The organism is Ruegeria sp. AM7 (genome assembly GCF_056535965.1).
The window spans coordinates 601,070-614,146 of sequence record NZ_JBQFJE010000001.1; the positions used below are offsets into that span (position 1 = coordinate 601,070).

Below are 13,077 nucleotides of genomic sequence, written 5' to 3' on the forward strand. Positions count from 1 at the left end.
GCACGATCCTCAGCAAACACACACTGGCGGATACAAAACAAACCGGGTGAATTACTCCTGCGCTAGTTGCATGACGGCATCGGTTTGGGCTCCGTTGCGCAAAACGGTCAGGCGGGCTTGTGGTTGGTTCTCGGCGACCAGAGCCGTCAGCATTGCATCCAGGCTTTCAGGGCCGTCCAACACATTTCCTGTCTGCGCTTCCGATACCAAAACATCGCCTTCGCGCAGTCCGCCTGCAGTGTCAGTCGGTACTGTCTTGACTATCGTTGACCACCCCTGGCCGTCTGAATTTCGGATTGTCAGGCCATAGCCGTTTTCCAGACCGACCATACGCATCGCCGGCAATGCCAGAAGGCCGTTCATCGCTCGTTTTTCACCCAGCGGACGATACCGAGCTGTGACGCGGATATAGCCATCGGGGTCGACGTTCAGGTCGTTCAACACCTGTGCTGCAAAACTTGCGTCGGACTGTACTGGCTCTCCGTTGAGGGTATAGATTGCGGCGCCACGTTCGACCCATTCGCCGATCACCGACATATCTTGTGTCGGGTCGATTCCAGTGACGGCGATTACATTGCCAGTCGAGACACGCCGTTTAGAAATCTGAAATGGGATTTCCACGTCCCAATGTGAAAAGGCGAATTGAACCTCGGCAAGAGTAATTGGGGTGTCATCCGCAGGGGCAGGGAGTTCGGCTGTCTGGGCTTCTGCTTCTTGTGTGACAGCCGGTTCAGCCAGAGTCTGCTCGACAGGTTCCGGCTCTGACTCCACCTGCTTGGGTGTTTCTTCGATCGCGACGTTGACTGCGTCGTCTGTTGTGGCTGGTTCTGCAACTTCGGCTTCATCTATAGCGACGGGTTCCGGTATCTCGGCGGCCGCCGCAATCTGCGCGAGGGCGACCTCGGGGTCGGTTGGCTGTATTGCAGGCTCGTCTTTGCCCGACATTGCGAAATAGCCGCCTGCGGCTAGGGCAATAGCAACAACCGCAACACCGGCCATCAGTTTAGCCCCGCCGCCTGAGCCGTTCTTTACGATCGTGTCAACTGCGACCGGAGGCTCCTCGGGTGCTTGAAAAGTCGCCAGTTCGTCCTCTTTTTTGTCTTCATGACCCAGGGCGATGTCAGGATTACCCGCAAGCAAGGCTGTCACGACAGCCTCGGCGTTTTCGCTTTCAGCTTTGACCCGAGCTTTTTCTGCCTCTTCATCCAAACGATCCATCGCGACGATGACCGAAACAGGGCGATATTCAAACGTATCGAACATCACGCCGGGGCCGCGGAACATACGCAACCAGTCCAATGCTGTTTGCAGACGGTCCGTAGCGTGAACCTCCATCGCTTTGTCGATCGCTTCCAAGAATCCGTCGGGATATCCCTTGTACCGTCCAGCCAGAGGAAGGTACGGATCTTTGGTGCCATTGTTGAACGCGTTCAACCGGGATTGCCCATCGACCGGACGCTCGCCACTGATCGCGTGATACAATGTGGCGGCCAGAACATAGAGGTCGCTGCTGGGGCCTTGTTCTGCCCCGCGTACGTAAAACTCATGCGGAGAGTAGCCGTCTTTGATCACCCGCAGCGTCAAAAGTGCAGCAGATTGGTTCGCGGCCTGCTCGCGGGCGGCGCCAAAGTCGATCAGTTCGGGTTCACCGTTGCTGTCAATCAGGATGTTGTCGGGCGAGATGTCGCGATGCAACATTCCGCTTTGGTGGATGAATGACACCGCCGACAACATTTTCTCGGTTACCTGGACAATAAAGTCAGGTCCGGCGTTGTTGTCGGGGTTCTCGACGTAGTCCAGAAGATCGCAACCCTGGATGAAGTCCATTGCAATGTAGGCGGTGTCGTTGTCTTCGAACACCTGATGCACGTCGACAATATTGGGATGGACCAGCCGTGCGTGATTGCGGGCTTCCTGAATGAACAGATCAATGATTGCGCGCAAGTCTTCCTTTTGCCGGGGGTCGATGGGTTCGACGGCATCACCGTTACGCTGACACAGAGCGCCCGGATAGCATTCCTTGATCACGACCTCACGGTCCAGGCTGTTACGCGCCAAATATGTGATCCCAAAACCGCCATTGCTGAGAAACCGCAGGATCTCGTACTGGCCGCGCAATAGCTTTGCGCCCGGTTGCAGACCTTCAATTTTAGGTTCGTCGTGCGTCGCATCGACAGCCTGATTATGGCTCATTTCTTCCCGCCCATTCTAATCATTTTGCGGCCGCATTTTTGCTGAAACAGCGCGTCAACTCACAAACAAACACAACCGCAGGACAACTAAGAATGTTAGACGATTCAAATTTGACTTTATTGGGGCCGCCTCATGGCTTCACTGAGAACGGGAAGGCGCAATAATCAACATTTGGTGGTGGGCTATGGTAGAAAGCTAGATGTTGATGCGTCGGTGTAAAAAAATGCGGACTGAAGGCCGGTTTTGGAGTTATTGTTCATTGATTCCGAAACAATGAACGCATGATTCTTGACACGACGAATCGCAGCTTAAAGGCACAATCCTAACGTGATTGCGTTAAGTGCCGGTACGCGGTTGTGATGACTCAACCCGGCTGCCTGCCCAAGCGAGGTTGTCGCTGAGCTGGGCCAGAATACTGACCGCATCCTTCAAAGGCGCATCGCCGCTTTCAAATTGCAGCAGCAAAAGCAAATCCGTGGCTTTTTCGAATTCGGCTGGAATCCAATCGGCCTGCGGATCTATTTCTCCGCCCTGTTCCAAACGTTCGGCGAAATCCTCGACGATTTCTTGGCAACTGGTCAAAAAGGCCGTGGGTTCAATTTCGGAGGATTCTCGCAAGTCCTCATAGATACTGGCGATCGCGGCAAGCCAGTCTTCAAGGATCGGATTTTCCAGCGGTGGCAGCGCGGATTCCAGGACCGCCTGCATCTTTGCTGTGTCAGGCTGCGCTGGTTCGGGTTCGTCAATATCCAGCGTTTGCAGATAGGGTATAAAGTCTTTCTCAAGATCTCTTTGCGCAGCGGAGATGTCATGCTGGCGGCGGTTTGACGCGATTTCCAATACCTGTTCGGCCAAGTTCTGCCCGCCGCAAGTTTCCCAAAGGGCGAAGTCTGGTTCGGGTTCCTGCGCCATGGCCCGTACTGCCACCGGCGTGCCAATTGGCACCACCGAGCGGAACACTTCACCGTTTTCCTTGTTCAATCGCGCAAGAACCCGGTCCAGCGCATCACGGACAGGTGGCAAATCGGCATGCGTTACGGCAAGCAAACTGTTAGCGCGCAGTTCCTGCGGAACCTGGGACCACAGATGGCGCTCGGTCTCACGCCAGGCGTGGGTCCCGTTGGTACACCAGATCGCGCAATCGACGAATTTCAACAGATCCAGCGTTGGCTTGTAACTGTCGTCCAATGCGCCGGTTCCCGGCAAATCAAACAACGAAATCTCCTGCAAGGCAGGGGTGTTAATCCCCACAGAGATAAAATCTGGATTTTCCTGAGCCGCCTTTTCCAGCGCAATACCGGAGTATACTTTGGGTTCTTTGCCCCACCACCCCACTGTCGTTTCAGGAGTTTCGGAATAGGCAACGATAACCAGCGGCAGTTTCAGATGCTGCGGGCCGGTCGGTAGAATGTCGGCACCCGCCAGCATATTGGCAAGGCTGGATTTCCCGGCACCGAATTCTCCGGCGAAGCCGATATTGACCGCATTCGAAAGGCGCTCGGCATGGGCCAATGCGCGATCGCGCATGTCGTCCAGCTTAGCGTCAGTGGGAAGGTCTTCAGTCGCGGTCAGAAAGTGCTCAAGCTTACGCACTTCCTCCTCGGTTCCCGGAAATTCGATCATTCAGCTGCCTCAGGTAAAGTCTCGTTCGCGGCGTCAGCTCCGAAAACGGTGTCCAGTTCATCTGCAACACGCTGGGCGTTGTTATACGCCTCTTGCGCTTCGGCCTTGGCATTTGTTTCGCTTGAACCAGAACGATTTTCAAGATGCCCTGCCAAAAGGGCCATGTAATGATCCAGAACTGTGTTCAACCGCTCAAGCAAGTCACTGCGAGCAGTGTCGACCAGATCATCCCCGATCATTTCAAATTCCTGAACGATCATGTTCTCAGCGCGGGTAACAACGCTTTTTCGCGAAATCAGGCGCGACAGCCATGTCACGCGCAGCTCAACCGTAATTCCGCGTGTCAGCGCCGTTGTGTCAGGCCGGAACCACCGTACAGCGCTTGTGTTCATTCGGTTGTCTGTCTGATCCTGCCAGCCTGGGAGGGCGCGCAAGGCGGCGTTGCTTTGCATGTCGATCGCGTATAATTCACTGAGCATTCGCTGGCGAATAACCTGAGTGGCGCCTTGGACAAGTTCGCGCATACGATCGCGCAGCGGGCCGAAATTCAGTTCCGTCTCGCCGCCCTTTGCCAGCAAGGGCGAATCCCCATTGGGTCCACGCACCACGTCCGATACCGCTTCGGCCACTGTATCGTCCATGACACCGCGCAGATTGGCTAGAACTTCATCCATCCCGTCGATGATCTCAGACGTCTTGTCAGCCACTTTCGCGCGCAACCCGGCCAGAGTTTTGTCGTTGTCATCTTCGCTTTCGGGTTTGCCTGAAATTTCTTCCTCGATGGCCCGCAGATGCGCACGAGACCGTTCCAACTCTCCCTTGGCGAAACTGTCCAAGTGTTGCCATGCCATACGAAGCTGTTCATCGCGCGGGCCGTGGGTCAAAGCGCTGGTGACGTGACGGCGCAGATCGGGAAGCCCGGATGCGATCATCGCAGCAAACCTCAGGACGCCTTCGCGGCTGATCGGACCGGGACCTTGTTTGATTTCTTCAACACCGTCCAGATATTGCTTCATCTGTTCGGGATGGGCGCGAAGCCATGCAAGGACGTGGTCATGGTTGACGCCAGTATCGTCGCCCGTAAGCGCGTAGTGGGCCCATTGCGCACTGCCCATCAGCACATCGATGTCCGAATTGCCAAGCGCCTTGTCCAGCCCATCTATTACGTCGGCGCGCACCTTGACGGCATCCTCTGCACCACCGCCCAACTCGTCCACGCGGTTGATAAAGACTACGATTTGACCCAGTTCGAGCGCCTGCATCAAGCGGAACAATTTCAGGTCCGCCCGTGACAAGGCTTGGTGCGCCGACAATACGACGACGAAAAAGTCTGATTCCTTAAGGTACTGGCGCGAGATTTCTTCGCGGATCAGAAGCGGATCGTTTACTCCGGGTGTGTCCGTGACTGTCAGCGGAAAAGGGAAATGGCCGATGTCAAAATAGACCTCAGCCTTTCGGGTAATGTCGCTGTATAGACCGCGGTCCGAGCCGGGGTCATGGTTCCCGTCGTCGGTCGGGTCGTCGCCTGCACAAACATACCGCGCCAAATCGTCGGTCGTCAGATTATCGAGGTCGTGGTGCTGACCCAACAGGTCCTTATAACTCAAACCCAGACGCAGTTTGGCGCGCGCTTTCATCGCATCAACCTGCTCTTCGATCATCTCGCGCTTATAACTGTCCTCGTCATCGGGGAACATATTGCGCAGCTCTTCACCTTCGGCGATCAGAGATTGCCACTGCCGGTTGTCAAAGAAATGAAACTCGGCCCCTTTGGTGCGGCCCGAAGGATGCCCGAAATGCATGTCAGTAATGACCGTCGTCCAAGGGTTCACATCCGAAGGCAGAAACTCTGCCTGACCGGTGAACCCGTTAATCAGCCGTGATTTACCCGCTTTGATCTGCCCGACAAAGGCAATAGAGGGCTTGAGATCCGTAAGATCAGTGACAATACGGGAAATAAACTGACGTGTTTCTTCGTTGCTTAGACCTTTCAGATCTTCGGCAACCCTTATCAATTCGCGACGTTGATTTTCACTCATAACATTTACCCTGGTTACTCGAACTCACAAATTGAATTCGCCGAAAATTTGAACGTTTCAGGCCCGGTCATCTGCCTGAGCCGGTTATAGACTTCCACAAGTTTACCGCGGCACCCAGTTTGCGGCTTTCATGGATCACAATGGCGGTCTGTTGACCATCTTTGAGGGCGGCCAGCGCAGTTCCCTTGCCGCCGGCTGGTCGCATTACGATCAACTGAGGACCGCGATCGTCATTTGTAGAATCCTCGTTCCAACCGACTAGGTCTTTGACGAATTGTTCCAAAACGGTTTGGTCGGCGTGGGCTGGCTGCCCTGATGCACAAACGCCATCGGTGCGAACTTCGGACTTATCCCCGATATGTATCCGGCCAAGCGCGAAAGATGCCGCGCCGTCGAAGAACCCGTTCGTCAGTACAGACTGTTCGTCGGCTGGCACGTCGTCTGTAGCGGGCTCTGGCACGATTGAAACGATCGGTTCAGATGGCAGTTCGACCTGAGAACAGGCTTTCGATATCTCGCTGAAAGTGATGCCGACGTCGTCGGCTTCTAGCACGGCGTCTGGTTGCAAGGAGATCAAACTCAGCGGTCCAGGAGCTGACGCAATATCCGTAACGATTTCGGCCAGTTTCTTAGCCAGTGTATCACGCGGTTGGGTTTCGAAGTCAGGGGCGATCCCGGTTCGAACGCGGAATACATCCGTCACCCTAGAGCTGTTCACTTCGATAGCCAGGCAATCGCCATTTGCCGCTGTAAACTCCAGACGGCGCGGTAGTACCGTTCCCCGAATTGTGCGCAGGACCTGATCGCGCCGGGTCTGCGCTGAATCACCTGTCAACGTAACGGCGGGGTTCTGGCGTGCCACGGACGAACGTCCGATATCCTCGAGCAGGTCGAGTATTTCCGTATCCATCATACTGTGACCTCCTCTGGTCTAGCTCAAACCGCCGCCGTAACCGGCGCGAGGCTTAGATGTGATTTTGTAAGGGCCAAACCGATATTGGCGCTACTGCGGCAGATGTAGCAGACAACGTGATCCGGGTACGCAGGAGTGCGCAGGAAGATATTGATTCGGTCGCCAGCCAATACTGCGATTTCGCCAAAGCCCTCTTCCTGTGTGCCTTCCGTTCCAATACTGCGCAAAAGCGCTTCAAATCCACGGACACCGCGCCCCTGAAACAGGTTGGCAACAGCAATTGCCAGAGTGTCCAGAACACTCTGGTCTTGCGGGTCGGGCGCATGAGCACCCAGCAACATGCCCGTTTCCATATCGACATACCCGGCTGCGATGCAGTCGGGTATGGTCTCGGTGGCTGTGATCAAAGCGGCTTCGATTTTCATCTTACGTACTGCTTTTCTAATTCAGAAACCTGTTACAATACATGCCACTCGGCCCCGCCGTTTTTGTTCACCTCAGGCAATGGCGTGACCGTGGATTTGGTGCCACGCGCAAAATGTTCCGCCGCGATCTGATCGTATTCGTCCAGGAAAGACAGGAACATTTTTTTCAGACTTTCGGCGTCCTGCGGCAGCTCCTCATCTTCAGAGATCTCGCGCCACATGGCGGCGGCGCTGAGAGGAGAGCCCGCGGGAGCGTTCAGTACATCCTCCAGTCGTTCCTTGTGGACCGGTGGCTCGGACCCGTTCGGCAGCGAAACAACCTGCATATCGATCAACCCCGAGGTCTCGGGCTCCGGCTCGAACTCTTCGCTATGTTTCGCCTGCTCGGCCATGAGCGCCGTTATAGAAGAAACCGATGTTTCAGCGGGTGTTTCTTCTGCAACTTCCCGAGTATCTTCCTTCTGTTCAGGTGTCGCCGACAGTTTATCTTCAAGCGAAACCATAAAGGTGTCGGAAACGTCTTCATCCTGTTCAGCGTCCTCAGCCGCGACTTCTGCGACTAAGTCTTCGTCTTCGAAGTCCTCTTCATCCAACAGGTCATACTCATCTTCGTCGGACGTGTTTAGCGGTGCATCGGTCAGATTCAGCGTAGGGCTCGGTGACTCGCGGAAGAAAGCGCGCAGATCGTCCTCTTCTTCCTGCGTGTCCGCAATCGGTGCTGCGTCAACTGTATTTGTGGCCATCTCGGCCCTCAGGCGATCTGCCTCATCGGGCACGATACGAGGGGCGCGTTCACTATCGTCAGCGCGCAATTCCACGCGGGCAGGGCGCACGGGGAAACTGGTGACAACTTCGTCGCGATCCAGTTCGAATGGATCGACTTCCGGGTTCACCAACTGCAATGGAGAAGACTGGTCCTGCTGAATCTCGTCAACACGATCATGCAACGCCATGGGAGATAGGCTGTCGTCGATCTGGTAGCGCGCCAGAAGATCGGCGCGATGGTCCATGATCTGTTCCGTAATCTCAAGGAAGCTGTCGACCATCTTGCCGCCGCCGCTGCGAGCCCAAAGCTCGGCATCGCCGCTTTTGTCGCGTGCGGTAATTGCATCACGAGCCGAGAACAAGATCGAGCGATTGAACAGATGCCCGGCCTCACGATTGACGCGGCGCAGGACTTTTTGCCGATCCTTGGGCCCCAACACATCGGCACGCGTCACCAACAGTAACGAGTTGTTCTGAAGCCGTTCTGGCAACGCCACCCATGTTGCGCGTTCGGTCTCGCGCCAGGCCTGGGTCGCGTGGGTACACCACAACACACCATTGGCTTGACCAACCGCGCGCCGCCAGACATCGTCCGAGATTTTGGGGTCCGAGATACCGGGCGTGTCAATTAGATCAACGGCCTCCAGAATGTCAGCTTCAAGGAAAATCCGAATGAACTGAGCATCGTTCACTCCGACGGTTTCCAGTTGATCCAGGGTGATATCATCGCGCGAGCCATCGTGGCGCTGAACGTAAGCAGATTGATTGCCCCAGCTGAACCAAACCGGCGGCAGTTGAGTTGCCGTCACCTGCGTTGGCAGCGTGTGCGACCGCAGTAGAAAGTTCATCAAGGTGGATTTGCCGGCGCTGAATTCGCCCATAAGAGCGAAGATAGGTTTGCGGCGGGACCACTGTTCGACGCGTTCCCATGCCTTGGATGAAACGAAGCGGGTTTGTGAATCTTTTGCCATGTCGCTACTTATGCTGCCTCGTTGCTAAGATCTTTCAGGATATCGCCCAAGATATCGTCCCGCGATTTCTGGGGCACCCCACCCGCCAGCAGTGCTGCGTTTGGATTTGGAACCGCTTCGGCCGAGGCCGAAATGCTCAGCAATGTCTCTTTCTGCTCACGCAGGAAGTCTGACAGAACGGCACGGACATTTTCCAATACTGCAGCAACCTGGTTTTCTTCGATGTCTTTGGTGATCGAATTCGCCTCGGAAGCTATCAACCGCGTATAGTCCGCAGCATAGGCTTCGAACCCTTTACGACGCTGCCACCAACGACGCCACCATGTGCTTTGCAAATCCAGTGCGATGGTCCGGCCAATTCCCAATGGGGGCGGGACACGTGGCACGATGGGGGCTTCGATGGCAAACTCGCCTAGATGATTGCCCAAGAGCTTCTGATACAGGGCCTCGACATCCGAGGCCGCGGTTGAGTACAGCGAACCGGCTTCCTTGCGCATCGAGCGTGCAAAGCTGAAATAGGCTGCTTTTTGCAAGGTGCGTAATCCTGCCGGATCATATTGCCACGTGCCTTCTTCTCCATTCTGCTCGAGATGAGAGATCAAAGAGTCCGTTGCACGTTTGACAAAATTGGATTCCGCCGACTTCAGACGTTCGATCACTTTGTCACGTAGTGACGTGGTCAGTTCCGCCACTTTCTTTTCGTATTGTTCGGTGATCTTTGCGATCGCCTCTTCGGTCGACACCCCATCCAGATCTCGGACAATGCCGTCGCTATTAGATAAGCTCTTGGCGACTGCAGTGGCGCGGATTTGGCTTGCGATATTGCGCGCCCTGTGGCGGACGCGCTCGAGAAGGCGGTTGCCTGCCCCCTCGGCGATCCGTTCATTCATGGCCAGCAAAAGGTCTGGCAAGCCTGAAAGCGCCCAGATTTTGTCCAGTGATGGTGCCTGATCGCCAAACCCGGCGGCCAGATAGAAAGTGTTCAAAGCCTCGCGCGATTCCTCGGTCAGGATATCGGGATTCCCGGTGATCGCTGCCTCGGCCCATAGCGCGCTGCCGAAAACGACGCTGGTGTTGGCGTCGATGTTGTTTTGCTTGAGCGTGTCTTGGATGCGATCTCGGATTTCCGGAACCTGATTTACAGGGTCCGCCAGTTCGTCAATTCGGTTGACGAAAAGGATAATCTGGCGGTTTTCAAACTGTGCGATAATGCGCATCAGCGCCATATCCATAGTTGTCAACGCCTGGCTTGCAGCCAGAACGACAACGCAGACTTCGGACCCCCGCAGGCTGCGCAGAGTGATCTGCTCGCGCACCATGAAGGTATCGTTCACGCCGGGTGTGTCGCAGAGCTTCAACGAAATGGGGTACTGCGGAATGTCCATGAACAGGTCAGCGGACTTGGTGACGTCGGCAAATCGTCCGGTTTTGGGATTGATGTCCGGATCATCCTCATCACCCAGACAGACATAGCGCTGGATAAGCTCTTCGTCGAAGTAGTCGTATTGGTGGCTTTGCCCCAGGATCAGGTCGAAATGCTTGCCCAAGCGTTCTTCTGACTTATCCTTCATCTCGCCGATTTGACGGCGGATATCGTCCATTTCGTCGTCTGCCCCAGCACGATTTGCCAGTTCGCCCAAACGACCACCACCGATCATCAGGTTGTCCCATTCTTCCTGCTCGAAGAACGTGAACTTGGACCGTGTGTCGCCTTCGGTCCGGGTGTTTATGTTCAACGTCGTGACCACCGAGGTCCACGGGTTTACATCAGAGGGCAACAGGGCAGGGCGCCCGGCCAAAATGTTCACAATCGAAGACTTGCCCGCCTTAACCTGACCAACCAACGTAACGCTGGCAGTGAAATTTTCGATCTTAGTCTTCAGCGTGGCAAGCCGGGCAGTCGAGCGCGCGTCTGCCACCTCAGTCAGCTGGTCGATCTGCGTCGTCAGCGCGGACATGGCTGACGTCATAGGCGTCAGAGCTTCGTTGCCAACGGACAAAAGATGGTCATTGCGCGCCATAGTTCAGCCTCCGGTTCCGGTCGCGGCGATATGGTGTGGGACCTGATCGGGCTGAGTGCTGGTCAGCGTATCGATGCGTGCGATCAGGTTCAAAGCATTCCCCAGGATCGCCGCTTCATCGACAGGGGTGATCGTTTCATAGGCTCCGGAATCGGCAAGCACTTCGATCGAGCTGAAACACTCACTGTTTTCCAGGCAGGCAAGACGACGGCCGGTCGGGAAACCTGCGGATTTGGTCTTGGGCAGAGGCATCCGGGAATTGGCTAACAGGTAGTGGCCACCCGAATGGGTCCGCAATGAGATACCAAACCCTGTGTCGGGATGATCTTTGGTCAGGGTTTTGAGTTCACCAAGAAAACTTTCGCGTGCAAGACCAACGGCGTCTTGCTCGGTAGCAGCAGAGTTCATCATGTTGGTCACAGTTACGACCCTTTTGTTGAAGTTGAGCTGGAAACTCGTATGTGGCCCAAAGGCAAAAAAGACTCGGTAAGTCCTCAGCCCCTATCAACTACTGGCAAGGCGGTGTTATTTTGACGCGAATAAGATTTTTTGGCGTTTGAATTGTGGCGCAAATGTGGTGCGTGGGTTTCGTGCGTAAGAATCCTTAAAGAGCGTGGAATAAACCTTTGCTTTGGGTGAAATTCCCTCTCGCACTTGCTTTCAAGCTTTGCTATTCACCCGATCAATCTGACAGGTTCTGTCTGGGATGCGGGTGTGGCGAAATTGGTAGACGCACCAGATTTAGGTTCTGGCGCCGCAAGGCGTGGGGGTTCAAGTCCCTCCACCCGTACCAAGTATACGTTGTAATCATTAATTAAATTAGTGTTTGTATAGTTTTGGCCCCCACTGTGGCCCCACCTTTTCACACGCTAGGGGCTGAAAAACGGCGTCGATTTCTTCCACGTAATAGATCGGCCGGGCGCCGGCATGCGCGAAATGCGGCTTTATGAGATTCGCTTTTATCATCTCATGGAATTTGCGCCTGCCAAATGGTCAGCGGGTTGAACTAATGGCTTGAGTGCCTGTAACGAACTCAGCTTCGTCTGTGATTATCGGTGTCTGAATCGTCATCCTTCCCCTCCTGTGTTGGTTAGGGCGGCATCCATCGCCTTAGCGGCTCAATTGGTGGAGGGGCAGGGCGAATGAAGGACTTTGCCGAAGTTGTTGCCTCCTGGCCCACAGAGTGGGCAAAACTGGACCGCAGGGATCGCGCCTTGATGACTACAAGGGCCTGTTTTGTGCTTGATAATACCGAAAATTGGCTAAGGTCTCAGAACGTCTTTGCGCGCATGTTGTCCGAAGAAGATTTGGCAGGATTGGCTTTCATTTGCCTCAGATCGTTACCCACTGAGATTGCTTTTGACGTAGCAGAAAGAGCCAACGGGCACCACAGCGACTGGTTCCGCTATTGGACCCTCAAGGCGCGTCAGAAGCGCTGAGTATCACACGTCTCTGGGCAGCTGGTGCCTCTGATACAGAGCTAAAGGCCGCAGCAATGGTTGCTGTAAAAAATGGCCCCAAGGTCTCGTGGCGGCTTTGTGGGCTGGCTTAGAAAGAATGGGCTGCTATGAACGCAAAGCTCCAGATTTTGAACATGGCCGAGAGGTTGGCAACAACCAATGCTCAGGGTGTCGAGCGAGCTATGGTAAAGAAAATGCTCGTCAGTTTGAGACGGGTTTCACCTGTTGCGGACAGGAAGCAATTCCACGGCAGGGCCGATATCAACTACTCCTACGACTTTGTCGGGTGGGACAAGCGGTTACCGATTCCGATGACCCTGAACTGGAAAAAGTGGCCCGCCATTGGGGCCGTACGATGAGCCAGAAACTCGCTCATATCAAATCGCCCCGAACTGTGCTGACTTCAGACAGACACTCACATAGACCGAACTCTGTTTGGACCCATCCTCGTTTCAGTTGCTTTGAGCAAGGTAGGGTATTTGTGGCGGCCCTAGTTTAGGACGTGTTCGCTTCCTCTCGCTAGATAGGCTTAATGATAGTTATGTTAAAAATCGTAACAACTCTGCTTGGCTCTACGTGTTACTGTTGACCGCTGATCTTTGATCAACCATCGTGTTTCATATTGATTTCAACATCATGTTAAACACCTGATTGGTTTGTTCTGGGT

Annotated in this window: 10 protein-coding genes and 1 tRNA gene; 3 read left to right on the forward strand and 8 right to left on the reverse strand. The window is 54.8% G+C overall.

The annotated features are described in order from the left end of the window. Positions 1 to 51: 51 nt before the first annotated feature. The 8 genes from ACR3EG_RS02595 to ACR3EG_RS02630 all read right to left on the reverse strand — a co-directional run bounded on the left by ACR3EG_RS02595 (position 52) and on the right by ACR3EG_RS02630 (position 11,361). On the reverse strand, positions 52 to 2,193 hold the full coding sequence (locus tag ACR3EG_RS02595; protein ID WP_480482656.1) for a serine/threonine protein kinase: 2,142 nt from the start codon (positions 2,191 to 2,193) through the stop codon (positions 52 to 54). Positions 2,194 to 2,529: 336 nt separating this feature from the next. Further along, positions 2,530 to 3,816, reverse strand: a complete 1,287-nt coding sequence (locus tag ACR3EG_RS02600) for a dynamin family protein (RefSeq protein WP_480482658.1) — start codon at positions 3,814 to 3,816, stop codon at positions 2,530 to 2,532. Next, on the reverse strand, positions 3,813 to 5,855 hold the full coding sequence (locus tag ACR3EG_RS02605; RefSeq protein WP_480482660.1) for a dynamin family protein: 2,043 nt from the start codon (positions 5,853 to 5,855) through the stop codon (positions 3,813 to 3,815). Before ACR3EG_RS02605 ends, ACR3EG_RS02600 begins: the two co-directional genes overlap by 4 nt. A 67-nt stretch (positions 5,856 to 5,922) precedes the next feature. Then, on the reverse strand, positions 5,923 to 6,768 hold the full coding sequence (locus ACR3EG_RS02610; protein WP_480482662.1) for a hypothetical protein: 846 nt from the start codon (positions 6,766 to 6,768) through the stop codon (positions 5,923 to 5,925). Between the two features lie 23 nt (positions 6,769 to 6,791). Next, complete coding sequence (locus ACR3EG_RS02615; protein WP_480482664.1) at positions 6,792 to 7,193, reverse strand: hypothetical protein; 402 nt, start codon at positions 7,191 to 7,193, stop codon at positions 6,792 to 6,794. A 32-nt stretch (positions 7,194 to 7,225) separates the two neighbouring features. After that, entirely contained in the window at positions 7,226 to 8,929 is a 1,704-nt protein-coding gene (locus tag ACR3EG_RS02620) for a dynamin family protein (protein WP_480482666.1), read from the reverse strand. An 8-nt stretch (positions 8,930 to 8,937) separates the two neighbouring features. Next, the gene (locus tag ACR3EG_RS02625) at positions 8,938 to 10,950 is read right to left on the reverse strand and encodes a dynamin family protein (RefSeq protein ID WP_480482668.1); all 2,013 of its coding nucleotides are present in this window, start codon (positions 10,948 to 10,950) and stop codon (positions 8,938 to 8,940) included. A gap of 3 nt (positions 10,951 to 10,953) precedes the next feature. Continuing rightward, complete coding sequence (locus ACR3EG_RS02630) at positions 10,954 to 11,361, reverse strand: hypothetical protein (protein WP_174821893.1); 408 nt, start codon at positions 11,359 to 11,361, stop codon at positions 10,954 to 10,956. A gap of 297 nt (positions 11,362 to 11,658) precedes the next feature. Between ACR3EG_RS02630 and ACR3EG_RS02635 the strand changes: the two genes are divergently transcribed. The 3 genes from ACR3EG_RS02635 (at position 11,659) to ACR3EG_RS02645 (ending at position 12,769) form a co-directional block, all read left to right on the forward strand. Next, positions 11,659 to 11,743, forward strand: a tRNA-Leu gene (locus tag ACR3EG_RS02635). A 349-nt stretch (positions 11,744 to 12,092) separates the two neighbouring features. Next, positions 12,093 to 12,389 carry a hypothetical protein gene (locus ACR3EG_RS02640; RefSeq protein ID WP_480482670.1) on the forward strand — a complete coding sequence of 99 codons (297 nt, stop codon included), beginning with the start codon at positions 12,093 to 12,095 and terminating at the stop codon, positions 12,387 to 12,389. A gap of 128 nt (positions 12,390 to 12,517) precedes the next feature. Further along, positions 12,518 to 12,769, forward strand: coding sequence for a hypothetical protein (locus ACR3EG_RS02645; protein WP_480482672.1), 252 nt, complete (start codon positions 12,518 to 12,520; stop codon positions 12,767 to 12,769). Positions 12,770 to 13,077: the final 308 nt, after the last annotated feature.